Source organism: Serratia sarumanii (assembly GCF_029962605.1).
In the GTDB taxonomy this organism is placed as follows: Bacteria; Pseudomonadota; Gammaproteobacteria; order Enterobacterales; family Enterobacteriaceae; genus Serratia; species Serratia sarumanii.
The window spans coordinates 5,061,589-5,086,741 of sequence record NZ_CP124750.1 but is presented as its reverse complement, the minus strand read 5'-3'; the positions used below and the strand labels follow the sequence as shown (position 1 = coordinate 5,086,741).

The 25,153-nt window shown below is 59.0% G+C and carries 25 protein-coding genes; 11 read left to right on the top strand and 14 right to left on the bottom strand.

Annotation, left to right across the window (positions count from 1 at the left end; translation table 11 throughout):
- Positions 1 to 682: 682 nt before the first annotated feature.
- The 9 genes from rpmH to SSARUM_RS24010 all read left to right on the top strand — a co-directional run bounded on the left by rpmH (position 683) and on the right by SSARUM_RS24010 (position 8,622).
- Entirely contained in the window at positions 683 to 823 is a 141-nt protein-coding gene (rpmH, locus tag SSARUM_RS24050) for a 50S ribosomal protein L34 (protein ID WP_000831330.1), read from the top strand.
- Between the two features lie 17 nt (positions 824 to 840).
- Entirely contained in the window at positions 841 to 1,200 is a 360-nt protein-coding gene (gene rnpA, locus SSARUM_RS24045) for a ribonuclease P protein component (protein ID WP_004933883.1), read from the top strand.
- Complete coding sequence (yidD, locus tag SSARUM_RS24040) at positions 1,164 to 1,421, top strand: membrane protein insertion efficiency factor YidD (protein WP_004933881.1); 258 nt, start codon at positions 1,164 to 1,166, stop codon at positions 1,419 to 1,421. The genes rnpA and yidD overlap by 37 nt, the downstream gene beginning before the upstream one ends.
- A 2-nt stretch (positions 1,422 to 1,423) precedes the next feature.
- Positions 1,424 to 3,061 (top strand): membrane protein insertase YidC, encoded by a 1,638-nt coding sequence (gene yidC / locus SSARUM_RS24035; RefSeq protein ID WP_016929601.1) that lies wholly within the window; start codon positions 1,424 to 1,426, stop codon positions 3,059 to 3,061.
- A gap of 96 nt (positions 3,062 to 3,157) precedes the next feature.
- Positions 3,158 to 4,522 carry a tRNA uridine-5-carboxymethylaminomethyl(34) synthesis GTPase MnmE gene (gene mnmE, locus SSARUM_RS24030; RefSeq protein ID WP_016929602.1) on the top strand — a complete coding sequence of 455 codons (1,365 nt, stop codon included), beginning with the start codon at positions 3,158 to 3,160 and terminating at the stop codon, positions 4,520 to 4,522.
- A 107-nt stretch (positions 4,523 to 4,629) separates the two neighbouring features.
- A complete protein-coding gene (locus SSARUM_RS24025; RefSeq protein WP_033649556.1) occupies positions 4,630 to 5,943 on the top strand; it encodes a lysine N(6)-hydroxylase/L-ornithine N(5)-oxygenase family protein in 1,314 nt (437 codons plus the stop codon).
- 95 nt (positions 5,944 to 6,038) lie between these two features.
- Positions 6,039 to 6,764, top strand: a complete 726-nt coding sequence (locus tag SSARUM_RS24020; RefSeq protein ID WP_033649557.1) for a 4'-phosphopantetheinyl transferase family protein — start codon at positions 6,039 to 6,041, stop codon at positions 6,762 to 6,764.
- Between the two features lie 161 nt (positions 6,765 to 6,925).
- Positions 6,926 to 7,492 carry an NADPH-dependent FMN reductase gene (locus tag SSARUM_RS24015; protein WP_025304752.1) on the top strand — a complete coding sequence of 189 codons (567 nt, stop codon included), beginning with the start codon at positions 6,926 to 6,928 and terminating at the stop codon, positions 7,490 to 7,492.
- A 77-nt stretch (positions 7,493 to 7,569) separates the two neighbouring features.
- The gene (locus SSARUM_RS24010; RefSeq protein WP_033649559.1) at positions 7,570 to 8,622 is read left to right on the top strand and encodes an alpha/beta hydrolase; all 1,053 of its coding nucleotides are present in this window, start codon (positions 7,570 to 7,572) and stop codon (positions 8,620 to 8,622) included.
- Between the two features lie 35 nt (positions 8,623 to 8,657).
- Here the strand turns inward: SSARUM_RS24010 and SSARUM_RS24005 are convergent, their stop codons facing one another.
- Complete coding sequence (locus SSARUM_RS24005) at positions 8,658 to 9,995, bottom strand: NCS2 family permease (protein WP_060431248.1); 1,338 nt, start codon at positions 9,993 to 9,995, stop codon at positions 8,658 to 8,660.
- Between the two features lie 234 nt (positions 9,996 to 10,229).
- Between SSARUM_RS24005 and SSARUM_RS24000 the strand changes: the two genes are divergently transcribed.
- Both SSARUM_RS24000 and yieH read left to right on the top strand, forming a co-directional pair.
- A complete protein-coding gene (locus SSARUM_RS24000; RefSeq protein WP_033653947.1) occupies positions 10,230 to 10,634 on the top strand; it encodes an NUDIX hydrolase in 405 nt (134 codons plus the stop codon).
- Positions 10,635 to 10,680: 46 nt separating this feature from the next.
- Complete coding sequence (gene yieH / locus SSARUM_RS23995) at positions 10,681 to 11,349, top strand: 6-phosphogluconate phosphatase (protein ID WP_060431247.1); 669 nt, start codon at positions 10,681 to 10,683, stop codon at positions 11,347 to 11,349.
- Here the strand turns inward: yieH and SSARUM_RS23990 are convergent.
- The 13 genes from SSARUM_RS23990 to atpG form a co-directional block, all read right to left on the bottom strand.
- Complete coding sequence (locus SSARUM_RS23990) at positions 11,346 to 12,086, bottom strand: amino acid ABC transporter permease (RefSeq protein WP_004933841.1); 741 nt, start codon at positions 12,084 to 12,086, stop codon at positions 11,346 to 11,348. The genes yieH and SSARUM_RS23990 overlap by 4 nt on opposite strands.
- A gap of 1 nt (position 12,087) precedes the next feature.
- Entirely contained in the window at positions 12,088 to 12,801 is a 714-nt protein-coding gene (locus tag SSARUM_RS23985) for an amino acid ABC transporter permease (RefSeq protein ID WP_025304748.1), read from the bottom strand.
- Between the two features lie 81 nt (positions 12,802 to 12,882).
- The gene (locus SSARUM_RS23980; RefSeq protein ID WP_019455482.1) at positions 12,883 to 13,722 is read right to left on the bottom strand and encodes an ABC transporter substrate-binding protein; all 840 of its coding nucleotides are present in this window, start codon (positions 13,720 to 13,722) and stop codon (positions 12,883 to 12,885) included.
- A gap of 168 nt (positions 13,723 to 13,890) precedes the next feature.
- Positions 13,891 to 14,625, bottom strand: coding sequence for a phosphate signaling complex protein PhoU (phoU, locus tag SSARUM_RS23975; RefSeq protein WP_033636521.1), 735 nt, complete (start codon positions 14,623 to 14,625; stop codon positions 13,891 to 13,893).
- A gap of 11 nt (positions 14,626 to 14,636) precedes the next feature.
- Positions 14,637 to 15,407 (bottom strand): phosphate ABC transporter ATP-binding protein PstB, encoded by a 771-nt coding sequence (pstB, locus tag SSARUM_RS23970; RefSeq protein WP_016929614.1) that lies wholly within the window; start codon positions 15,405 to 15,407, stop codon positions 14,637 to 14,639.
- 54 nt (positions 15,408 to 15,461) lie between these two features.
- Positions 15,462 to 16,352, bottom strand: coding sequence for a phosphate ABC transporter permease PstA (gene pstA / locus SSARUM_RS23965; protein WP_033636520.1), 891 nt, complete (start codon positions 16,350 to 16,352; stop codon positions 15,462 to 15,464).
- A 1-nt stretch (position 16,353) separates the two neighbouring features.
- Positions 16,354 to 17,310, bottom strand: coding sequence for a phosphate ABC transporter permease PstC (gene pstC, locus SSARUM_RS23960; protein WP_004933822.1), 957 nt, complete (start codon positions 17,308 to 17,310; stop codon positions 16,354 to 16,356).
- 91 nt (positions 17,311 to 17,401) lie between these two features.
- Positions 17,402 to 18,442, bottom strand: a complete 1,041-nt coding sequence (gene pstS / locus SSARUM_RS23955) for a phosphate ABC transporter substrate-binding protein PstS (RefSeq protein WP_033636519.1) — start codon at positions 18,440 to 18,442, stop codon at positions 17,402 to 17,404.
- Positions 18,443 to 18,777: 335 nt separating this feature from the next.
- Positions 18,778 to 20,607, bottom strand: coding sequence for a glutamine--fructose-6-phosphate transaminase (isomerizing) (gene glmS / locus SSARUM_RS23950; protein WP_033649563.1), 1,830 nt, complete (start codon positions 20,605 to 20,607; stop codon positions 18,778 to 18,780).
- Between the two features lie 149 nt (positions 20,608 to 20,756).
- Positions 20,757 to 22,130 carry a bifunctional UDP-N-acetylglucosamine diphosphorylase/glucosamine-1-phosphate N-acetyltransferase GlmU gene (glmU, locus tag SSARUM_RS23945; RefSeq protein ID WP_039568300.1) on the bottom strand — a complete coding sequence of 458 codons (1,374 nt, stop codon included), beginning with the start codon at positions 22,128 to 22,130 and terminating at the stop codon, positions 20,757 to 20,759.
- A gap of 290 nt (positions 22,131 to 22,420) precedes the next feature.
- Complete coding sequence (locus tag SSARUM_RS23940) at positions 22,421 to 22,840, bottom strand: F0F1 ATP synthase subunit epsilon (RefSeq protein ID WP_004933814.1); 420 nt, start codon at positions 22,838 to 22,840, stop codon at positions 22,421 to 22,423.
- 20 nt (positions 22,841 to 22,860) lie between these two features.
- The gene (atpD, locus tag SSARUM_RS23935) at positions 22,861 to 24,243 is read right to left on the bottom strand and encodes a F0F1 ATP synthase subunit beta (protein ID WP_004933813.1); all 1,383 of its coding nucleotides are present in this window, start codon (positions 24,241 to 24,243) and stop codon (positions 22,861 to 22,863) included.
- A gap of 32 nt (positions 24,244 to 24,275) precedes the next feature.
- A complete protein-coding gene (gene atpG / locus SSARUM_RS23930) occupies positions 24,276 to 25,139 on the bottom strand; it encodes a F0F1 ATP synthase subunit gamma (RefSeq protein WP_060431245.1) in 864 nt (287 codons plus the stop codon).
- Positions 25,140 to 25,153: the final 14 nt, after the last annotated feature.

Genomic DNA, 25,153 nt, shown 5'->3' with positions numbered 1-25,153 from the left:
GGCGGACTCCACTCGAACAAGATCAATAAAGAAAAGAAACGGGCAACTTTTTTATAACTCATGATTTTTGACACATACCCGGCATCGGCGATTTGCCTGTGGGGGATGCGAACCGCCTTTCACGGTTTGTGTCCCTCACGATCCCGGCATGAGGGATCGCGATCGGAATGACGGATCATAGCGCAATCCGCGCAAGAGATCCTCCCCTTCCTCACAGATTAGATCCATTTTATCCACAGGCCGCGGCCGGCGGCGATCTTTTCACCGTCGGCGCCGGATGACCGCGCAGATCCCGGCCGCTGCGCCGCATTTTTTACATTGTCAACCGGTTATACCCTGTTATCCACGCCGGATCCTGCGATCGCGCGCAAAGGATCTCTCGGGGATCCTTGCGATTTCACCCCGAGTCCGTATAATCTTCGCCCTACGTGTGATACCTGGTTCCTTATGGTGCGTCATTAGCCAGACAGGATTCTGCGGTGACCACGGGCCAAGACCGGATTTTGTTCCGTTATTGGCAGACAACCAGGTAGGCTGGCGCGATGTGAATTGACTCAGGACTGTACAATTATTACAATCCCGCTTCTTTATGTATTGCGATTGAGGCGTCGGTCATCTTCACGCCGAGTAGCCAAACGCGTTTACTGATCAGTAATTATTTTAAGTTTAGGTAGAAATCGCTATGAAACGCACTTTCCAACCGTCCGTATTGAAGCGCAACCGTAGCCACGGTTTCCGTGCTCGTATGGCCACCAAAAATGGTCGTCAAGTTCTGGCCCGCCGTCGTGCGAAAGGCCGTGCTCGTCTGACTGTTTCTAAGTAATAAAGCTAACCCGCTGAGTGGTTAAGCTCGCTTTTCCCAGGGAGTTACGTTTGTTAACTCCCACTCATTTCACTTTCGTCTTCCAGCAGCCACAACGGGCTGGCACGCCGCAAATTACCATCCTCGGCCGCCTGAACCAGCTGGGGCATCCCCGCATCGGTCTTACCGTCGCCAAAAAACACGTCAAACGCGCGCACGAGCGTAATCGGATCAAACGCCTAACCCGCGAAAGCTTCCGCCTGCGCCAGCACGAATTACCGGCGATGGATTTTGTCGTGGTGGCCAAAAAGGGGATAGCGGATTTGGATAACCGCGCGCTGACGGAAGCTTTGGATAAATTATGGCGTCGCCACTGTCGCCAGGCTCCCGCATCCTGATCGGGCTGGTGCGGGCCTATCAGCTCGTCATCAGTCCGCTGCTAGGGCCTCGTTGTCGCTTCCAGCCGACATGCTCTCATTACGCAATTGAGGCATTAAGCAGGTTTGGCATGATAAAAGGCAGTTGGTTAGCATTGAAACGCGTATTAAAATGCCACCCTTTGAACCCAGGTGGCGATGATCCGGTGCCGCCAAAAACCGACGATAACAGAGAACACTAACGATGGATTCGCAACGCAATCTTCTCCTCATCGCTCTGCTGTTCGTGTCTTTCATGATCTGGCAGGCATGGCAAACGGACAACGCTCCGCAGCCGGCCGCACAGACCACGCAACAGACTTCGAACGCAGTAGCCGGTGATGCCGCCAGCCAGGCCGTGCCAGCCAGTGGTCAGGGTAAGCTGATTACCGTGAACACCGACGTGCTGTCACTGACCATCAACACCCGTGGTGGCGATATCGAGCAGGCTAAACTGTTGGCCTACCCGGATACTCTGGGTTCATCGACTCCGTTCCAACTGCTGGAAACCACTCCGTCGTTCGTCTATCAGGCGCAAAGCGGCCTGACCGGTAAAAACGGCCCGGATAACCCGGCCAACGGCGAACGCCCGCTGTATCAGGCGGCGCAAGACAGCTACACCCTGCCGGAAGGCCAGGACGAGCTGCGCATCCCGCTGACCTACACCGATAAAGACGGCGCAGTCTACACCAAGACCTTCGTGCTCAAACGCAACCACTATGCGGTCGGCGTGGATTACAGCATCGACAACAAAGGCGCGACGCCGCTGGAGCTGACCCTGTTCGGCCAGCTGAAGCAAACCACCGAATTGCCTAAACACCGCGACACCGGCAGCAGCAACTTCGCGCTGCACACCTTCCGCGGCGCGGCGTACTCGTCCAGCGAGGACAAGTACCAAAAATACGCGTTCGACAAAGATGAAAACCTGAGCGTCACCACCAAAGACGGTTGGGTCGCCATGCTGCAACAGTACTTCGCCACCGCGTGGGTACCGGCGACCAAAGGTGACAACACCTTCTATACCGCCAAACCGGGTGACAACCTGTCCACCATCGGCTTCAAATCTACGCCGGTCGTGGTGCAGCCGGGCGCTCAGCAGCAGCTGAACGCGACCCTGTGGGTCGGCCCGGAGCTGCAGGACCAGATGGCCCAGCTGGCGCCGCACCTGGACCTGACCGTGGATTACGGCTGGCTGTGGTTCATCTCCCAGCCGCTGTTCAAACTGCTGAAGTTCATCCACGGCTTTATCGGTAACTGGGGCTTCTCCATCATCATCATCACCTTCATCGTGCGCGGCATCATGTACCCGCTGACCAAGGCGCAGTACACCTCGATGGCGAAAATGCGCATGCTGCAGCCGAAGCTGCAGGCGATGCGCGAGCGCATCGGCGATGACAAGCAGCGCATGAGCCAAGAGATGATGGCGCTGTACAAAGCGGAGAAAGTGAACCCGCTCGGCGGCTGCCTGCCGCTGATCATTCAGATGCCGATCTTCCTGGCGCTGTACTACATGCTGATGGGTTCGGTCGAGCTGCGCCACGCGCCGTTCGCCCTGTGGATCCATGACCTGTCGGCGCAAGACCCGTACTACATCCTGCCAATCCTGATGGGCGTGACGATGTTCTTCATTCAGAAGATGTCGCCGACCACCGTGACTGACCCGATGCAGCAGAAAATCATGACCTTCATGCCGGTGATCTTCACAGTGTTCTTCCTGTGGTTCCCGTCCGGTCTGGTGCTGTACTACATCGTCAGTAACCTGGTGACCATCCTGCAGCAGCAGCTGATTTACCGTGGTCTGGAAAAACGCGGCCTGCACAGCCGCGACAAGAAAAAAAGCTAAGCGTATTGTAGGGGTTCGGCGCGCCGACCCTTGCAGTCACCCCAAAGGCGGTCATTAGACCGCCTTTTTGCATCTTAATCGTCAGAGAGAACCGTTATGAGCACCACCGATACCATCGTAGCCCAAGCCACCCCGCCGGGACGCGGCGGCGTCGGCATTCTGCGCATTTCCGGAAGCAAGGCCAAAGACGTCGCCCAGGCGTTGCTCGGCAAGCTGCCGAAGCCGCGCTACGCTGACTATCTGCCGTTCCGCGACGCCACGGGTGCCACCCTCGATCAGGGCATCGCGCTGTGGTTCCCGGGGCCGAACTCCTTTACCGGCGAAGACGTACTGGAACTGCAGGGCCACGGCGGGCCGGTGATCCTCGATCTGTTGCTCAAGCGCGTGCTGGCGCTGCCCGACGTGCGCATCGCCCGGCCCGGCGAGTTCTCCGAACGCGCGTTTCTCAACGACAAGCTCGATTTGGCGCAGGCCGAAGCGATCGCCGATCTGATCGACGCCAGCTCCGAGCAGGCGGCGCGCTCGGCGATGAACTCGCTGCAGGGGGCATTTTCCACCCGCATCCACCAGCTCGTGGAAGCGCTCACTCACCTGCGAATCTACGTGGAAGCGGCGATCGACTTCCCGGACGAGGAAATCGACTTCCTGTCCGACGGTAAAATCGAAGCGCAGCTCAACGACGTGATGGCGGATCTGGATAGCGTGCGCGGCGAAGCGCGCCAGGGCAGCCTGCTGCGCGAAGGGATGAAGGTAGTGATCGCCGGGCGCCCCAACGCCGGTAAATCCAGCCTGCTCAATGCGTTGGCCGGGCGCGAGGCGGCGATCGTCACCGATATCGCCGGCACCACCCGCGACGTCCTGCGCGAACATATCCATATCGACGGCATGCCGCTGCACATCATCGACACCGCCGGCCTGCGCGACGCCAGCGACGAAGTGGAGCGCATCGGCATCGAACGTGCGTGGAACGAGATCGAACAGGCCGACAGAGTGCTGTTTATGGTCGACGGCACCACCACCGCCGCCACCGAGCCGGCGGAGATCTGGCCGGAGTTTATGGCGCGCCTGCCGGGCACGCTGCCGATCACCGTGGTGCGCAACAAGGCCGACATCACCGGTGAAACGCTGGGTCTGACAGAAGTGAACAACCACTCACTTATTCGCCTGTCGGCCCGCACCGGCGAAGGCGTCGATGTGCTGCGCGATCATCTTAAACAGAGCATGGGCTTCACCAGCAACATGGAAGGCGGCTTCCTGGCGCGCCGTCGCCACCTGCAGGCGCTGGAGCTGGCGGCACAGCACCTGGTGCAAGGCAAAGAGCAGTTAGTGAGCGCTTACGCTGGCGAGTTGTTGGCCGAGGAACTGCGCCAGGCGCAGCTGGCCTTGAGCGAAATCACCGGCGAATTCACCTCCGACGATCTGCTGGGCCGCATCTTCTCCAGCTTCTGCATCGGCAAATAATCGCCTGCGGGCGCCATATCCTCTTCGGCGCCCGCATTTTACGTCTCCGGCGCCAAAACTCACCTAAGCTTATCTCATCAATTTTTCCGCGTGAGAGATAAGCTTAAATGAACGAACCTTTAGACTTGATTGGCGTGGGATTGGGGCCTTTCAATCTCAGTCTGGCCGCTCTGGCCGCCGAAAGCGGCGCCGTCAACTATACCTTTCTCGATCGTAACGCGAGCTTCCGCTGGCACCCCGGCATGCTGCTGCCTTCCGCTTATATGCAGACATATGTGCTGCAGGATTTGGTTACCGCCGTCAGCCCACGCAGCCAATTTTCATTTATTAATTACTTGGTAGAACAGAAAAAAATTTATCGGTTTTTAATCACCGAGCAGCAAATTATCAGCCGAGAAGAATTTTCCGACTATCTACGCTGGGCCTGCGAAAGATTAGACGGGCTACAGTTTTCACAGTCCGTAGAGCGCATTGATTTTGACGATGAAAAGAGTTTGTTCAAGGTAACCACCCATAATCAGACGCTGTGGGCGAAAAATATCTGTCTGGGCACCGGCCATAACCCTTGGTTACCGAAAGCGTTTTACCCGGCGCTGGGCGAAAACTGCATGCATGCCGCCGAAATAGCCCTGCGCAATCCGGACTTCAGCGGCAAGCGAGTTATGGTGGTGGGCGGCGGCCAAAGCGGCGCCGATGTGTTTTTGAACGCATTGCAGGGGCACTGGGGCGAACCGGCGCAGCTGGACTGGCTCTCGCGCCGTCCCAATTTTCAGCCGCTGGATGAGTCCCCCTTCACCAACGAATATTTCACTCCCGAATACGTCGACTATTTCTATACACTGCCGTCAGAAATCCGCGAGCGTGAAATCAAAACACAGAAATTGCCGGCAGACGGCATCAGCAATCATACGCTGCGAACCCTATACCGTGAGCTATATATGCGTTTTGACGTGATGCGCCAGACGCGCAATGTGCGTTTACTGCCTCATCGCACCCTACTGGCCATCGAATCAATGGGTGAAGCTTTTCATCTGCGCACGCTTCACGGCCTGGAAAATCGCCAGGAAAGTTTCAGGGCCGATATCGTCATTCTGGCCACCGGCTATCGCGCTTCGCTGCCCGCTTACCTGAAACCCTTGCTGCCGCGCATTCCTCTCGATGCGGAACAGCATCTGCCGCTACTGCCGAATTTTAATCTGGACTGGCTCGGGCCGGAGCAAAATCGAATTTATGCGGTTAATGCCGGAATACACAGCCACGGCAGCGCAGAAGGCGGACTGAGCCTGATGGCCTGGCGTTCAGCCCGCATCCTCAATCACTTGCTGGGTAAGCCGTGCTTTGATTTGGCACCGAACGCATCAATGATCCAATGGTGGAGCGATGCCGCGCCGGGCGATATCTCTACCACCGCTGATAAATAGGATAATCCGCATAGCGTTTTTTGATGATAAATCCTCAACTTAGTCTTAATCTAACACCCCTGCGTTCTTAGCGACCCTCTGTCATGGAGCGAACAATGGCGTGTCATTTTGCCCGATGGACCCCGGCCTCCGCCGTCCTGGATACCCAGAGACTCGCCGACGAAGTGATAGCCGCCACCCGCACCTTTTCCGTTAAACGCCGCACGCGCTTCCTGCAAGGGCGCATTCTGCTCGCCGAAATGATGTTCTACCTGTACGGCCTGCCGACGCTGCCCCCCATCGCCACCACGCCGACCGGCCGCCCCTGTTTCGCCGATCATCAGCTGCCCGATTTCAGCCTCGCTTACGCCAGCAACACCGTGGGCGTGCTGCTCAGCGACGAGGGAAAAGTCGGGTTGGATATCGAAGTGATGCGGGCGCGCGGCACCCGGCAAAGCGCGCTGCAACACGCGCATCAGACGCCGGCGGAAAGTGCCTGGATCGGCGCGCAGGACGATCGGCTGGAGGCGGAGACTCAGCTGTGGAGCATTCGGCAAAGCGTGCTGAAAATTTCCGGCCTCGGCAACAGCGGCCAGTCTACGCTGCGTCTACATCCCTTCTCCGGCCACCTGCGCTCCAGCGCCACGCCGGACGTTCAGGTGATGAGCGACGCCGACGAATACCTGAGCTGGGCCTGCGCCGGCAGCCCCGGCCTGGATCGCCTGCTGTGCTGGCGCTACGAAGAGCGCGGCGGCCTGCAGAAAGTCGGGGAAATCTCGCCGCGCAGCCCGGCGGCGTCCTCACGCTTCGTTAAACTGACGGGCCTGAAGACGCCCGGTTAACGCGGCGCAAAGCGGATAACGCTGTCTTTACCGCACGAGTTGCTGGATTAAATTGTAAAGACAGCTAAATGTTGAGCAATCGCCTATTCTCGACCAGCGCTTTAGCCTACTATTCGCCCATGTTGTACGCTGAATCTGCTCATTCGAAAGGGAGAATCACCATGTCAGACCAAGCCTTAAAAATCGTCACTCTGCTCGGCAGCCTGCGCAAAGGCTCCTACAACGCCATGGTGGCCCGCGCCCTGCCAGGCCTGGCTCCACAGGGCGTCACCATTGAAGCGCTGCCCTCCATTCGCGATATCCCGCTGTACGACGCCGACATGCAACAGGGTGAAGGCTTCCCTGCCGCGGTCGAGGCGATCGCCGAACAGATCCGCCAGGCCGACGGCGTGATCATCGTCACCCCTGAATATAACTATTCCGTGCCCGGCGGGTTGAAGAACGCCATCGACTGGCTGTCTCGCTTGCCGAATCAGCCGCTGGCCGGCAAGCCGGTCGCCATTCAGACCAGCTCGATGGGGCCGATCGGCGGCGCGCGCTGCCAATACCATCTGCGCCAGATCCTGGTGTTCCTCGATGCGATGGTAATGAACAAGCCTGAGTTTATGGGCGGCGTGATCCAGAGCAAGGTCGACGAACAGGCCGGTGAACTGAGCGATCAGGGAACGCTGGATTTTCTGACCGGCCAGCTGTCCGCGTTCAGCGATTTTATTCGCCGCGTGGAGTGAAGGTCTCGCGGCGCCCCTTAGGCGCCGCAACAGGACATGAAGTCCATCAATTCATTGAAAATTAAAGCCATAGCATCATGTATTTTTTCATTTTAGCGTTATTTTTTGTTTCCATCACCAGTCCCGCTTTCGCGGCAGAGATGCGTTATCCCGCCGGTGAAGAGCCGCTGGAGCTGCCGGCACACAGCGCGCTCAACGCCCAGCTGTCGCGATCCGCGCAAAACCAGGAAGATAAAAAGCTGGGCGCCATGTCGCTGTACCTGACGCTGATGCGCGAAGACGGCCGCAACGTCTGGGCGCCCTACCAGCTGGCGGTGTCATCGGCGGAGAAAGGGCAAACCGAGCTGGCGGAGCGCTACCTGCAGCTGAGCGCCGACCGCGGCCTGTGGTACTACTACAACCTGCTGGAGGACGACGCCTTCAACAGCATCCAGCACTCCGCCACCTACCAATCGATCCTGGCCGCCACCAAAGCGCGCTATCTGCAGCACGCGCGCCACTATGAAGGCAAGGCCAGCTACGCGATGCCGGACGGCGAAGCGCCGCCCGAAGGCTGGCCAACGGTGATCTTCCTGCATACCTACGGCAAAGCCGCCGCCATCAGCCCCGAAGAACGGCTGCTGTTCGGCGAAATGGGCGTGGCCTACATCGAGCTCAACGGCACGCAGATGCTGTCGGAAAACAGTTTCCGCTGGTCGAATTACAGCGACGAGAGCACCCAAACCGCCATTCAGCGTACGCTGCAACAGCTGGCTCCGCAGCTAAAGCTGAATCCCCGGCGGATTTACCTCAGCGCCCGCGGCCAGGGCGCGCTGCACGCCGCCAACCTGATCGCGAAGTACCCGCAGTTTTACGCCGGCGCGCTGCTGATCGCCCCCAACGGCGAGATCAAGCCGGCCCAGCAGTCGCTGGCGGCGCAAAAGAAAATCGTGATGGCGTATTACGATCGGCAGAATTTCAGCGAGCAGGCGCTGGCGTTGCACTTCGCCAATCTGTTCGGAGAGGATAATCAGGTAGAAACGCTGCACTTCGCCCAGGGAGAGGATGCCGCCGGCAGTTGGCAGGCGCGCTTCAAGCGGCCGTTGCAGTGGGTGTTGGGTAAGGCGCCGGATGCGACGCCGGGCGCCTAGGGGTTCAGGGCCGACAGGCGTCGGCCCTTTGGCGGTCAATGGCCGTCGACGAAGACGATCTTCAGCACGAACAGCAGCGCCACCACCACCACGCACGGGCTGATTTCACGCCAGCGGCCGGTGCCGAGCTTCATCACGCAGTAGGAGATAAAGCCGAGCGCGATGCCTTCGGTGATCGAGAAGCTGAACGGCATCATCACCGCGGTGACAAACGCCGGTACCGCTTCGGTCAGATCGTCCCACTTCACCCGCGCCAGGCTGGAGGTCATCAGCACGCCGACGTAGACCAGCGCGCCGGCGGCGGCGTAAGCCGGCACCATGCCCGCCAGCGGCGACAGGAAGATCACCAGCAGGAACAGCAGGCCGGTGACCACCGCCGTCAAACCGGTGCGGCCGCCGACGGCGACGCCGGACGAACTTTCGATGTAAGCGGTCACGGAAGAGGTGCCCGCCAGCGAACCGGCCACCGAGCTGATGCTGTCGACGTACAGCGCCTGCTTCATGCGCGGGAACTTGCCCTGGTTGTCGGTCAGGCCGGCTTTATCGGTGACGCCGATCAAGGTGCCCGAAGAGTCAAACAGGTTCACCAGCATAAACGAGAAGATGATCCCGGCCAGCCCGATGTTCAGCGCGCCGGCCACGTCGACCTGGCCCACCACCGAGGTGATGCTCGGCGGCAGGGAGAACAGGCCGCCGTATTTCACGTCGCCCAGCATCCAGCCGATCAGGGTGGTGACCACGATCGACACCAGCACCGCCGCGTGGAAGTTACGCGAAGAGAGCACGGCGATGATGAAGAAGCCGAGCGCGCCCAGCAGCACGTTGTGCGAGGTCAGGCTGCCGATGGTCACCAGCGTGTCCGGGTTGGCCACCACGATGCCGGCGTTTTTCAGCCCCATCATGCCGATGAACAGGCCGATGCCGCTGGTGATGCCGACCCGCAGGCTGACCGGAATGTTGGCGATCATCCAGTAGCGGATGCGGAAAATGGTCAGCAGCAGCAGGCCGACCGCTCCCCAGAAGATGGCGCCCATGCCCACCTGCCAGGAGATGCCCATCGCCCCGACCACCACGAAGGCGAAGAAGGCGTTCAGGCCCATCGCCGGCGCCAGCGCCACCGGCAGGTTCGCCAGCAGGCCCATAAAGATGCTGCCGAAAGCGGCGATCAAACAGGTGGTGACAAATACCGCCTGGGTATCCATGCCCGCCGCGCCCAAGATTTGCGGGTTAACGAACACGATATACACCATGGTAAGGAAGGTGGTGATACCGGCAATCGTTTCCGTACGCGCCGTCGTGCCATGTTGCTTGAGTTTAAACACGCGCCCAAGCAAGCCTTGCTCAGCGTCAAGGCCAGATACTGGTTTGGTCATTATCAGAATTCCGAAAATGGGAATGGACAGTCGCCGGCTATCCTATAACAAAAAGTGGGGCTTTTGACGCCGGTCACAGGTTTTTTTCGCCATCTTTACGGCTAAACGCGTCAACGGCTTGTATTTACAGGCTTTCATCCCCCGTTGCCGCCCGCTGCGTTGCCGTTTGCCGACGCGGCCGATAAAATGACCTATCGCATCTCTTACCCTACCCGCGAAAAAACAGGAATCCGCATGTCTTCAACCTTTATCGATAAGCTCGCGTTGATCGCGCTGAAAGATGACAAAGTGGCGCTGGTGCGCTCACACAATAAGACGCTGTTTTATATGCCGGGCGGAAAGCGCGAAGCGGGCGAAACCGACGAACAGGCGCTGTGCCGCGAAATCGACGAAGAGCTGACCGTCGCGCTGCAGCCGAGCTCCATCGCGTTTTACGGCGAGTTCGCCGGCCCGGCGGACGGCAAGCAGGACGGCACCCAGGTGCGCATTCGCTGCTATCAGGCCGACGTTACCGGGCAGCTGCAGCCGGCCGCCGAAATCGCCGAACTGAGGTGGTGCGACAGCCGCGACTTGCCGCACTGCTCGCACGTCGCCGCGCTGATTTTGCACGATCTCAAGGCGCGTAACCTGATCAAGTGATCGCTGAGCGGCCTCAGCGCCGTTAACCCGAAGGAACCTGTCCCGCATGAATCAGATTGACTGCATTTTGTTCGACTGCGACGGCACGCTGGTGGACAGCGAAGTGCTGTGCAGCAAAGCCTATGTGCACATGTTCGCCCGCTACGGCATTCATCTGTCGCTGGAAGAGGTGTTCAAGAAATACAAAGGGGTGAAGCTGTACGAGATCATCGATCGGGTCAACGCCGAGCAGGGCACTGACCTGGCAAAAGAGGCGCTGGAGCCGCTGTATCGGCAGGAAGTGGCGCGGCTGTTCGACAGCGAGCTACAGCAGATTGCCGGCGCCCGCGAGCTGCTGGCGCAGGTGACGGTGCCTGTCTGCACCGTCTCCAACGGGCCGGTCAGCAAGATGCAGCACTCGCTCGGCCTGACCGGCATGCTGCCTTATTTTGATGACCGGTTGTTCAGCGGCTATGACATTCAGCGTTGGAAGCCGGATCCGGCGATCGTGTTTCACGCCGCCGAACAGATGCAGGTGCCGGTAACGCGCTGCATCCTGGTGGACGACTCGCCCGCCGGCGCGCAGGCTGGTATCGCCGCCGGCATTCCGGTCTTTTACTTCTGCGCCGATCCGCATAACCCGCCGATCGACCACCTGCTGGTGACGACGTTTAACGACCTGGCCCAGCTGCCCGCGCTGTGGCGCGAACGCGGCTGGCGGCTGACGGCCGATTAACTGGCCGGCAACGGCGGCTTGTTGCGCCACCAGCGCCACGACCGCTTCAGCGCGCGGGTTTGCGCGCCGAAGCGGCGGTTGACCGCGTTGGCCAGCAGATCGAGCGCCAGGCAGAACACGAAATAGACCAGCGCCACGAACAGGAACACTTCCATGGGATAGACCATGCTGCGGTTGTTGACCTGGGTCGCCAGGAAGGTCAGTTCGCCAACGCCGACGATATAAGCCAGCGAGGTGTCTTTGATCAGGGATATCCACTGGTTGATGAACGACGGCACCATCATGCGCAGCGCCTGCGGCAGCACGATCATGCGCAGCGTCTGCCAGCGGGTCAGCCCCAGGGAAAGCCCGGCCTGCCACTGGCCGGGGCCGATCGCGGCGATGCCGGCCTTCACCGCATGGGCCAGATAGGCCGAAGCGATCAGCGCCAGCGCGCACACCACGGTGGTGATTTCCGGGATCTCTACGCCAAACACCATCGGCAGCAGGAAATAGGTCCAGAAGATCAGCATGATGACCGGTATGGCGCGGAAAAAGCCCAGCACCGCCGCCAGCAATCCGGCAGCGACGCCGCGCGACATCGCCAGCGCCACGCCGAGCAAGGTGCCGAGCACCGCCGAGGCGACGCCGGCCATCAGGCTGATCGCCAACGTCAGCGCCGCGCCGCCTAATGGACCATCCGGCCAGGTACCCCACAGCAGGTAGCCCAGGTTATCGTGAATTACGCTGAAATCCATCTCAATGCCCTCCCAGCGGTTTACGCTGTTGGCGCCACATGCCCCAGCCTTCCAGCAGCGCGATGATGGCGATATACAGCACCGTCGCCACGCCGAACGCCTGGAAGGTGCGCAGGGTTTCGGTTTCGACCTGACGCGAGGCGTAAGAGAGTTCGGCCACGCCGATCGCCATGGTCAGCGACGAGTTTTTGATCACGTTCATGTATTGCCCCAGCAGCGGCGGCAGCGCGATTTTCAACGCCTGCGGCAGCACCACGTAGCGCATCGCCTGCCAGCCGGTCAGCCCCAGCGCCTGAGCGGCATATTTCTGCCCGCCGGCGACGCCGCGAATGCCGGAACGGATCTCTTCGGCGATAAAGGCGGTGGAGTAGAGCGTCAGGCCGAAGAAACCGGCGAGAAACTCGAACGACGGCCATTCCAACGGACCGACCTGATGTGAGCTGTTCAGCCACTGCATGGCGGCGGACGGCAGGATCTGCCCGGCGGCGAAGTACCAGAAGAACAGCTGCACCAGCAGCGGCGTATTGCGAAACAGCGAGCTGTAGCCCATCGCCAGCCAACGCAACGGCCGCAGGCTGCTGTCGCGCATCGCCGCCAGCACGAAGCCCAGCAGCGTGGCCGCCAGGCCCGCGCAGGCGGAAAGCCACAGAGTCAGCAGAAAGCCGTGCCACAGCCAGCTCAGGTATTGCGGCGCCAGCAGCCAGTCCAGGTTCATGTTCAATCCTTGTCTTGCAGAATGCATCAGGGGCGCAGCAAGCTGCGCCCCTCCGTGCCGATCTCACCGCGAGCGGTTAAATCAGGCTTTCGGTTGCTGATCCAAAGGCGCGATTTTGAAATCGCCGCGCGGTTGGGCGGATTGGGTTTCCGGCCCGAACCAGCGATCGTAAATCTTAACCGCTTCGCCGTCTTTTTCCAGCTTGATCAGCGTCTCGTTCACCGCGGCGGTCAGGCGATCTTCGCCCTTGGGAATGCCGACGCCCTGGTATTCTTTGGTCAGACTGAACGGCGAAATTTCAAATTCCGCCTTCTGCGCCGCCGGCAGGTTGCCAAGCAGGCCGACCAGCTTGGCGTCGTCCTGGGTGATCGCCTGCACGTTGCCGTTGCGCAGCGCCACGAACGCCAGCGGGGTGTCATCGTAGGAGATCACTTTCGCCGTCGGGAAACGCTCGCGCAGGGTGATTTCCTGCACCGTGCCCTTATCCGCGCCGATGCGCAGCTTTTTGATGTCTTCCGGGGTTTTCAGCACGCCTTTGCGGGCGATGAATTTCTGACCGGTGGCGAAGTACGGCACGCTGAAGTTCACTTCCTTGGCGCGCTCGTCGGTAATGGTGAAGTTGGCGGCAATCAGGTCAACCTTCTTCGACACCAGCAGCGGAATGCGGTTGGCCGGGTTGGTGGCGCGCAGCTCCACTTTTACCCCCAGCGCTTTGCCGATCGCATCGGCGACGTCCACATCGTAGCCCACCAGCTTCTTGCTCTGCGGATCGATGTAGCCGAACGGCGGGTTGCTGTCGAACACCGCGATACGCACCACGCCGGCTTGCTTGATATCGTCAAGTTTGTCCGCGTGCGCGGCGCCGGCGGCGAGGCCGGTCAGACTGGCTAACAACGTTAAGGCCAAAGCGCGATGTTTCATAGAGAGCTCCTAAGTGGTTGATGTCCTGCTGGCGGATAAGCTAGCAAGCGCCACATAGGTCAGGAAATAATATAAAAAGCTATATTTATAACCTTTTTATCTTTAAGAACTTAAGATGGAATAAAGGCGCGGGAAACCGCGCCTTTGAAGGATATTACCCGGAAAGGGTCAGTCGGCTTTGTCGTCTTTACCGCCCGGAGAGAGCAGCTTTTCCAGGGCGTCGCCGCCCAAATGACGGAAATCCTGTCCTTTGACGAAATAGAAGATAAATTCGCAGATGTTCTGGCAGCGGTCGCCGATACGCTCGATAGAACGGGCGCAGAACAGCGCGGTCAGCACGCTCGGAATGGTGCGTGAGTCTTCCATCATATAGGTCATCAGCTGACGCACGATGCCTTCGTATTCCTGGTCGACCTTTTTATCTTCGCGGTAAATACGGATCGCCTCGTCCAGATCCATGCGCGCGAAGGCGTCCAGCACGTCATGCAGCATTTGCACTGTGTGGCGCCCCAGCGATTCCAGGCTGACCAGCAGCGGCTGGTGCTGGTGCGAGAACTTCTCCAGCGCGGTGCGGCAGATTTTGTCCGCCACGTCGCCGATGCGTTCCAGCTCGGAAATGGTTTTGATGATCGCCATCACCAGGCGCAGATCGCTGGCGGTCGGCTGGCGCTTGGCGATGATGCGCACGCAGGCTTCGTCGATCGCCACTTCCATCATGTTGACCTTGGCGTCGCCTTCGATAACTCGCTTGGCCAGCTCGCCATCCTGATTGTGCATCGCGGTGATGGCGTCGGTCAGCTGCTGCTCCACCAGCCCGCCCATGGTCAGCACCTGGGTGCGGATATGCTCAAGCTCTGCGTTGAACTGGCCGGAAATGTGTTTGTTTAAATTCAGGTTATCCATGATGCTTCCTATCAACCATAACGGCCAGTGATGTAGTCTTCAGTCTGCTTTTTCTGCGGCGCAGTGAACAGGTTATCAGTATCACTGAACTCGATCAGCTCGCCCAGATACATAAATGCGGTGGAGTCGGAGCAGCGCGCCGCCTGCTGCATATTGTGGGTTACGATCACCACGGTGTAATCGGCCTTCAGCTCGCTGATCAGCTCTTCAATCTTGCCGGTGGAGATCGGATCCAGCGCCGAGCAAGGCTCATCCAGCAACAGCACTTCCGGACGAATGGCGATGCCGCGGGCGATGCACAGGCGCTGCTGCTGGCCGCCGGAAAGGCTGTAGCCGCTCTGGTGCAGCTTGTCCTTGGTTTCGTTCCACAGCGCCGCCTTGGTCAGCGCCCACTGCACGCGCTCGTCCATATCGGCGCGCGACAGCTTTTCAAACAGGCGAACGCCGAAGGCGATGTTGTCGTAAATCGACATCGGGAACGGCGTCGGCTTCTGGAACACCATGCCGACCTTGGCGCGCAGCAGCGCGATATCCGAGTTGTCGGTCAGGATGTTCTGGCCGTCCAGCAGGATGCCGCCTTCCGCGCGCTGTTCCGGGTACAGCTGGTACATCTTGTTGAAGGTGCGCAGCAGGGTGGATTTGCCGCAGCCGGACGGGCCGATAAACGCGGTGACCTTGTTCTTGGCGATATCCAGCGTGATGTTCTTCAGCGCATGGAATTTGCCGTAGTAGAAGTTCAGATCGCGTACCTGAATTTTGCTGCTGGAAGCGTCAGTAACCATACTCATCAAGACTTCTCTCTTTTCATCAGCGCCGCCAGAGCGGCGCTCAAAATTTTATGAATGCTTTTTCTTGGCGAAAATCACGCGCGCCAGGATATTCAGTAACAGTACGCACAGGGTGATCAACAGCACCCCGGCCCAGGCCAGCTGTTGCCATTCGGCGAACGGGCTCATGGCGAATTTGAAGATGGTCACCGGCAGGTTGGCGATCGGCTGCATCAGGTCGGTGCTCCAGAACTGGTTCGACAGCGAGGTGAACAGCAGCGGCGCCGTTTCCCCCGCGATGCGCGCAATCGCCAGCAGCACGCCGGTGATGATGCCGGACACCGACGCCTTCAGCGTGATGGCGGAAATCATGCGCCATTTCGGCGTGCCCAGCGCATAAGCGGCCTCGCGCAGCGTATCCGGCACCAGCTTCAGCATGTTCTCGGTGGTGCGAATGACGATCGGCACCTGCAGCAGCGCCAGCGCGACGATGCCGGCCCAGCCGGAAAAGTGTTCCATCTTCGCCACCACGATGGTGTAAACGAACAGGCCCACCACGATCGACGGTGCGGACAGCAGGATGTCGTTGATAAAGCGGATCACTTCCGCCAGCCAGGATTTACGGCCGTATTCTGCCAGGTAAATGCCGGCCATGATGCCCAGCGGCGTGCCGAAGATGGTCGCCCACAGGATCAACAGGCCGCTGCCGGCGATGGCGTTGGCCAGACCGCCGCCTGCGGTGTTCGGCGGCGGGGTCATTTCAGTGAACAGCGCCAGCGACATGCCGTCGAAGCCTTTGGTCACGGTGGCGATCAGGATCCAGATCAGCCAGAACAGCCCGAACACCATGGTCGCCATCGACAGGAACAGCGCGAGACGGTTTTTCTGCCGGCGCCAGGCCTGCATTTTGCGGCGGCTTTCCGCCAGAACGACTGCGTTTTGCATATCCATCGTCGCCATGTTAACGCCCCTCATTCTTGGCCAGACGCATGATCATCAACTTCGACAGCGCCAGCACGATAAAGGTGATAACAAACAGAATCAGGCCCAGCTCCATCAACGCGGCGGTGTGCACGCCGGACTCGGCTTCGGCGAATTCGTTGGCCAGCGCCGAGGTGATGCTGTTGCCCGGCATGTACAGCGAAGCGCTGTCGAGCTGGTAGGTGTTGCCGATGATAAAGGTCACCGCCATGGTTTCCCCCAGCGCACGGCCCAGGCCCAACATCACGCCGCCGATGACGCCGTTTTTGGTGAACGGCAGCACGATGCGCCAGATGACTTCCCAGGTGGTGCAGCCGATGCCGTATGCCGACTCTTTCATCATCACCGGGGTCTGTTCGAACACGTCGCGCATGACTGCCGCGATGTAAGGAATGATCATGATCGCCAGGATCACCCCGGCGGCCAGAATGCCGATGCCGAAGGCCGGGCCGGAGAACAGCTCGCCGACGATCGGAATGCCCGACAGCACTTCGCCGACCGGCGTCTGGAAGTATTCGGCGAACAGCGGCGCGAACACGAACAGGCCCCACATGCCGTAAACGATGCTGGGGATGGCCGCCAACAGCTCAATGGCGATGCCCAGCGGCCGCTTCAGCCAGTTCGGCGCCAGCTCGGTCAGGAACAGCGCGATGCCGAAGCTCACCGGCACGGCGATGATCAGCGCGATAAGCGAGGTGACCACGGTGCCGTAGATCGGCACCAGCGCGCCGAACTGCTCCGCCGGCGCGTCCCACTCTTTGGTCCACAGGAAGGCGAAGCCGAATTTCTGCATGCTTGGCCAGGAGGCGAAGATCAGCGAAACAATGATGCCGCCCAGCAACAATAGGGTAATCAGCGCAGCCAGTCTCACCAGCGCGCTGAAAATGATGTCACCGTTTTTGCCCGGTGCTTTGATGGTCGGCTTGTACTCAGCCATAGATTACTCTCTGTTTGAACCCTGGCAGCCCCAACCGGGATCGGAGCCTGAAGAACTGTGTGGGGCGCGGCGAACCCGCGCCCCTGCGTTGTTAGTACAGCGCTTTGCCTGAACTGTCTTTTACGTTGGTTTTCCAGGCCGCGCGCACCTGCTCAACCACTTCTGCCGGCAGGGTGGCGTAATCCAGCTCGTTAGCCTGCTTGGCACCGGTTTTGTAAGCCCAGTCGAAGAACTTCAGCACTTCGGCGCCCTGAGCAGGGTTTTTCTGCTCTTTGTGCACCAGGATGAAGGTGGTGGATGTAATTGGCCACACGTTGTCGCCTTTCTGGTCAGTCAGATCCTGAGCGAAGGTCTTGCTCCAATCCACGCCCTTGGCCGCGTTGCTGAAGCTCTCTTCGGTCGGGCTGACCGGTTTACCGTCGGCGGATACCAGCTTGGTGTAAGCCAGGTTGTTCTGCTTGGCGTAAGCGTATTCTACGTAGCCGATAGAGCCAGGCAGACGCTGAACGAAGGCGGCGATGCCGTCGTTGCCTTTACCGCCCAGACCGGTCGGCCAGTTAACGGTAGAACCGGCGCCGATCTTCTCTTTCCACTGCGCATTGGCCTTGGACAGGTAGCTGGTGAACACGAACGAGGTGCCGGAACCGTCGGCGCGGCGCACCACGGCGATGTTCTGGTCAGGCAGTTTCACGCCTGGGTTCAGCTTGGTGATAGCCGGATCGTTCCACTTTTTGACGTTGCCCAGGTAGATATCGCCCAGGGTTTTGCCGTCCAGCGTCAGTTCGCCGGATTTGATGCCCGGGATATTCACGGCCAGCACCACGCCGCCGATCACGGTCGGGAACTGGAACAGGCCATCGGCCGCCAGTTTGTCGTCAGACAGCGGGGCGTCGGAAGCGCCAAAGTCAACGGTGTTGGCCACGATTTGCTTCACGCCGCCAGAGGAGCCGATGCCCTGATAGTTAACTTTGTTGCCGGTTTCTTTCTGATAAGAATCTGCCCACTTGGCGTAAACCGGAGCGGGGAATGTCGCACCTGCACCGGTCAGGCTGGCAGCAGCGAACGCGGACACGGTGGTCAGGGAGAAGGTCGCTGCCACAATACTGGCGACGGTGGTACGCATCAGTTTCATAATCCCTCCTAATGGGATATTTAAAATCGACTTCGAGTCGTTTTAATCAGAGTAAGTATTGCTGCAGGAGGGAAAATAGGACAGTTTGGTGACAGAAAAATGTACGCAATATGACAGTTATATTACAGTGCGCCAGACAGACGTTTGTTTCTTTAAAAATCAATTAATTAGTCAAAAAACAGCGCAATTGACGTGCAATAAAAAAACGGTTTGGCGCGGCCTATCCGCTTGAATATGACAATGTTTATCGCCGAATCGGTCGCGCTGTCATCTTTAAGGCCGCTCATGAAAAAAGCCGGCGCAAAGGCCGGCTTTTGCAGTTTACCTGCGGCAGATTACTCTACGGTGACAGACTTCGCCAGGTTGCGCGGCTGGTCAACGTCGGTGCCTTTGATCAGCGCCACGTGGTAAGACAGCAGCTGCAACGGCACGGTGTAGAAGATCGGCGCCACGATTTCCTCGACGTGCGGCAGAGGAATGATAGTCATGCCTTCGCTGCTGACGAAGCCGGCGTCCTGATCGGCGAACACGTACAGCTGGCCGCCGCGCGCGCGCACTTCTTCAATGTTGGACTTCAGCTTTTCCAGCAGTTCATTGTTCGGTGCCACCACGATCACCGGCATATCGGCGTCGATCAGCGCCAGCGGGCCGTGTTTCAGCTCACCCGCCGCATAGGCTTCGGCGTGAATATAGGAGATCTCTTTCAGCTTCAGCGCCCCTTCCATGGCGATTGGATACTGATCGCCGCGGCCGAGGAACAGCGCATGGTGCTTGTCGGAGAACCCTTCCGCCAGCGCTTCGATCTCTTTATCCATCGACAGCATCTGCTCTATACGCGCCGGCAGCGCCTGCAGGCCATGCACGATCTCTTGCTCCACGCTTTCCGCCATGCCTTTCAGGCGGCCCAGACGCGCCACCAGCATCAACAGCACGGTGAGCTGCGTGGTGAAGGCCTTGGTCGAGGCTACGCCGATTTCCGTGCCCGCTTTGGTCATCAACGCCAGATCCGATTCGCGCACCAGCGAAGAGCCGGCCACGTTACAAACGGCCAGCGAACCGAGATACCCCAGCTCTTTGGACAGACGCAGCGCCGCTAACGTATCGGCGGTTTCGCCGGACTGCGACAGGGTGATGATCAGGCTGCCCGGACGCACCGCCGATTTGCGGTAACGGAATTCGGACGCGATCTCGACGTCGCACGGCACGCCGGCCAACGCTTCAAACCAGTAGCGCGCCACCATACCGGAGTGGTAAGAAGTCCCGCAGGCGATGATCTGCACGTGCTGCACCTTGGCCAGCAGCTCGTCGGCGCGCGGGCCCAGCTCGCTCAGGTTGATTTGGCCATGACTGAAACGCCCTTCCAGGGTGTTTTTCAGCGCCAGCGGCTGTTCGTAGATCTCTTTTTGCATGTAGTGACGGTAAGCGCCCTTGTCGCCGGCGTCATACTGCACCTGGGATTCGATCTCAGGGCGCTCGATGGCGTTGCCCTGCTTGTCGAAGATGTTGACGGTGCGGCGAGTCACTTCCACCACGTCGCCTTCTTCCAGGAAGATGAAGCGGCGGGTGACCGGCAGCAGCGCCAGCTGATCGGAAGCGATGAAGTTTTCCCCGACGCCGCGGCCGATAACCAGCGGGCTGCCGGAGCGCGCCGCGACCAATACGCTCGGATCGCGGCTGTCCATCACCACGGTGCCGTAAGCGCCGCGCAGCTGTGGGATCACGCGCTGAACCACTTCCAGCAATGTGCCGCCCTGTTGTTGTTCCCAATGCACCAGGTGCGCGATCACTTCGGTGTCGGTTTCGGAGCTGAAGCGGTAACCGCGTTCGATCAGCAGTTCGCGCAGCGGTTCGTGGTTTTCGATGATGCCGTTATGCACCACGGTAATGTAGTCGGAAACATGCGGGTGCGCGTTCGCTTCGGTCGGTTCACCGTGCGTTGCCCAGCGGGTGTGAGCGATGCCGGTACCGCCGTGCAGATCGGTCTGCTCCGCCGCTTCGGCCAGTTTTTGCACCTTGCCTACGCGACGCAGGCGACTGACGTTGCCTTTTTCGTCGACCACCGCCAGACCGGCGGAGTCGTAACCGCGGTACTCGAGACGGCGTAAACCTTCCAACAGGATTTCTGCGATATCACGTTGCGCTACTGCGCCTACAATTCCACACATCAGTTGTATTCCTAATGAACGCCCTTCATGGGCGCTTTCGATGTCTTGACCTGATTTTTGCCGGTTTTACCGTGCGTCCCCGAGCCTGTAGATGGTGGGGGTTATTATGTTTTGTATTGGGCTCTGAACGGAGCCCAACGCAAAACACACTATGACTTCTTCTTCACCGGACGTTGCCAGCCCTGAATGTGCACCTGCTTGACGCGGCTCAGCACCAGTTCGTTCTCGGCGATATCGCGCGTCACCGTGGTGCCGGCGGCGATGGTGGAGCCTTTGCCGACCGACACCGGCGCCACCAGCTGAGTATCGGAACCGACGAACACGCCGTCGCCGATCAGCGTCTTGTGCTTGTTGGCGCCATCGTAGTTGCAGGTGATGGTGCCGGCGCCGATATTCACGTCATCGCCGATTTCGGCATCGCCCAGGTAGCTGAGGTGACCGGCCTTGGAGCCTTTGCCCAAACGCGCCTTTTTCATTTCCACGAAGTTGCCGACGTGGGCCCCTGCCGCCAGCTCCGCGCCAGGGCGTAGGCGGGCGAACGGCCCCACGGTGCAGTCGGCTTCCAGCACGCTGTCTTCCAGCACGCTGTAAGGGCTGATCTCGCAGTCATCGCCGATCACGCAGTTTTTCAGCACGCAGCCGGCGCCGATTTTCACCCGGTCGCCCAGCTTGACGTGACCTTCGATAATCACATTCGCATCAATAGTGATGTCGCGGCCGTGAACAAGTTCCCCGCGCAGGTCAAAACGCGCCGGATCCAGCAGCATCACGCCGGCCAACAGCAGCTTTTCAGACTGTTCCGACTGGAAGACGCGCTCCAGGGTCGCCAGCTGCAGGCGGTTGTTCACGCCTTCCACTTCACTCAGGCGCGACGGATGCACGGTTTCGATTTTCTTGCCGTCGGCATGGGCCAACGCAATGATATCGGTGATGTAAAACTCGCCCTGTGCGTTGTCGTTATTCAACATCCCCAGCCAGCGCTTCAGATCGCGCCCGTTCGCCACCAGGATGCCGGTATTGATCTCGTTGATCTGGCGCTGCGCCTCGTTGGCATCCTTGTGTTCGACGATGCCCACCACGTTGCCCTGCTCGCGCACGATGCGGCCGTAGCCGCTCGGATCGTCCAGCTTGACCGTCAGCAGACCGATACCGCCCTGCGGTTTGGCCGCCAGCAGGCGTTGCAGCGTATCCACGGAGATCAACGGCACGTCGCCGTACAGCATCAGCACGTCTTCATCGTCGGCAAAGTGCGGCGCGGCCTGCTGCATTGCATGGCCGGTACCCAATTGCTCTGCCTGCAGCACCCAGTTCAGCGCGCCGTCAGTCAACGTGCTTTTCAGCAGATCGCCGCCGTGGCCGTATACCAGGTGAACATGTTGCGCGCCCAGTTTCATCGCGGCATCAATGACGTGTTGCACCATCGGCTTACCGGCCAACGGATGTAAAACCTTGGGAAGATCGGAATACATGCGTGTTCCCTTGCCCGCGGCGAGGATAACCACGCTCATTGCGCTGTTCGACATAAGCAACCTGATAACTCCATTTTGATAGACGAAAGTAAAACCGTTTAGCGACAATATTACTACATATTTCTCATCACGAACCCGGCGCAGGCCGCGTGGGCCTTGGCCTGCCGCTATCGTGGCCAATTCGGCGCCGGGACGAAAAAACTGTCGGCGATCGGCGACGTTTATTTCCCGATATCAGGGGTTATACACCACACCGCCCGCCTGGCTGAAATGCTTATTTTAAAGTAAAAAAAAAGCGACCCTATAGGCCGCTTTCTTAAAGTTGGGTGCTTTGCACCCAAACATTACATCGCTTTTCTGGTGAGCTCGATAACGCGCAGTTTCGCGATCGCTTTCGCCAGTTCAGCGGATGCCTGAGCATAGTCGACATCGCCATGAGAGCTGCGAATGTGTTCTTCAGCTTTACGCTTAGCTTCCAACGCTCTCGCTTCGTCGAGGTCAGTACCACGGATAGCAGTGTCCGCCAGCACGGTAACCACGCTCGGCTGCACCTCGAGGATGCCGCCGGACAGGTAGATGAACTCTTCTTCACCGTGCTGCTTAACAATACGCACCATGCCAGGCTTGATGGCAGTCAGCAGCGGCGCATGGCCAGGGAAGATCCCCAGTTCACCTTCGCTGCCTGTCACCTGGATCTTCTGCACCAGGCCGGAAAACATCTGTTTTTCCGCGCTGACTACATCCAGATGGTAAGTCATAGCCATATCACCCTCCTCTCAAGGCGTTACAGTTTCTTGGCTTTTTCCACTGCTTCTTCAATGGTGCCAACCATGTAGAACGCCTGCTCCGGCAGGTGGTCATAGTCGCCGTCCATAATGCCTTTGAAACCACGGATGGTGTCTTTCAGCGATACGAACTTGCCCGGAGAACCGGTGAAGACTTCTGCCACGAAGAACGGCTGAGACAGGAAGCGTTGGATCTTACGCGCACGGGATACGACCAGTTTGTCTTCTTCAGACAGCTCGTCCATACCCAAGATCGCGATGATATCTTTCAGTTCCTGGTAGCGTTGCAGAATGGACTGCACGCCACGCGCTACGTCGTAGTGCTCCTGGCCAACAACCAGCGGATCCAGCTGACGGCTGGTGGAATCCAGCGGGTCAACGGCCGGGTAGATACCCAGAGAAGCGATGTTACGGCTCAGTACCACGGTTGCGTCCAAGTGCGCAAAGGTGGTGGCTGGTGACGGGTCAGTCAAGTCATCCGCAGGAACGTAAACGGCCTGTACGGAAGTGATGGAACCGGTCTTGGTCGAGGTGATACGTTCTTGCAGAACGCCCATCTCTTCCGCCAGCGTTGGCTGATAACCTACCGCGGATGGCATACGGCCCAGAAGTGCGGACACTTCGGTACCGGCCAGGGTGTAACGGTAGATGTTGTCAACGAACAGCAGAACGTCACGGCCTTCGTCACGGAATTTCTCCGCCATGGTCAGGCCGGTCAGCGCAACGCGCAGACGGTTACCTGGTGGCTCGTTCATCTGGCCGTAAACCAGGGATACTTTGTCCAGAACGTTGGAGTCGGTCATTTCGTGGTAGAAGTCGTTACCCTCACGAGTACGCTCGCCCACGCCCGCAAACACGGAATAACCGGAGTGCTCGATCGCGATGTTACGGATCAGCTCCATCATGTTTACGGTTTTACCCACGCCCGCACCACCGAACAGACCGACTTTACCGCCCTTGGCGAACGGACAAATCAGGTCCATTACCTTGATACCGGTTTCCAGCAGTTCCTGGGAGCTGGACAGCTCTTCGTAGCTTGGCGCCGCGCGGTGAATCGCCCAACGCTCTTCTTCGCCGATGTCGCCTTTCATGTCGATCGGTTGACCCAATACGTTCATGATACGGCCCAGGGTAGCTTTACCCACCGGCACTTCAATCGGGTGGTCCAGGTTGTTCACTTTCAGACCGCGACGCAGACCGTCGGAGGTCCCCATTGCGATACAGCGAACCACGCCACCGCCCAGCTGTTGCTGAACTTCCAACACCAGTTTTTCGGTGCCGTTTTCTACCTCAAGGGCGTCGTACACTTTCGGTACGGCATCCTGAGGGAACTCGACGTCCACCACGGCGCCGATTACCTGGATAATCTTTCCAGTAGCCATCTTGAATCCTCTACGTAATTCGTAAACCTAGCTTAAACCGCGGAGGCTCCCGAAACGATCTCGGTGAGTTCCTGAGTGATGCTGGCCTGACGCGCCTTGTTGTATACCAACTGCAGCTCTTTGATCAGGCTACCGCCGTTATCGGTTGCGGCTTTCATCGCGACCATTCGTGCGGCCTGCTCGCTGGCCAGGTTTTCCACGACGCCCTGATAAACCTGCGACTCCACATAGCGGCGCAGCAAGGTATCAAGCAGCACTTTTGGATCGGGTTCATACAGGTAATCCCAAGGCGTTTTCTTCAGCTCTTCGTCATCGGCTGGCGGTAACGGCAGCAGCTGAAGCACCTGCGGCTCTTGGGACATCGTATTAACAAATTTGTTGCTGACAATGTACAGCTTGTCCAAACGACCTTCGTCGTAGGCCTGCAGCATCACTTTCACCGGCCCGATCAGATCCGACAGGGAAGGTTTGTCCCCCATGCCGGTCACCTGGGCAACCACGTTGCCGCCCACGGAACCAAAGAAAGAGGCCGCTTTAGAGCCAATCAGCGCCAAATCGGTTTCGACGCCGTTTTCGGACCAGGCTTTCATCTCCGCCAGCAGCTTTTTGAACAGGTTGATGTTCAAGCCGCCGCAGAGACCACGGTCAGTAGACACCACCAGATACCCGACGCGCTTAACGTCACGCTCATCCAGGTACGGGTGCTTGTACTCCAGATTCCCTAACGCAAGGTGACCAATCACTTTGCGCATGGTCTCTGCATAAGGACGGCTGGCCGCCATGCGATCCTGCGATTTACGCATTTTGGAGGCGGCGACCATTTCCATCGCTTTAGTGATCTTTTGCGTGTTTTGCACGCTAGCGATCTTACTACGTATCTCTTTTGCGCCGGCCATCTCTGCTTCTCCTC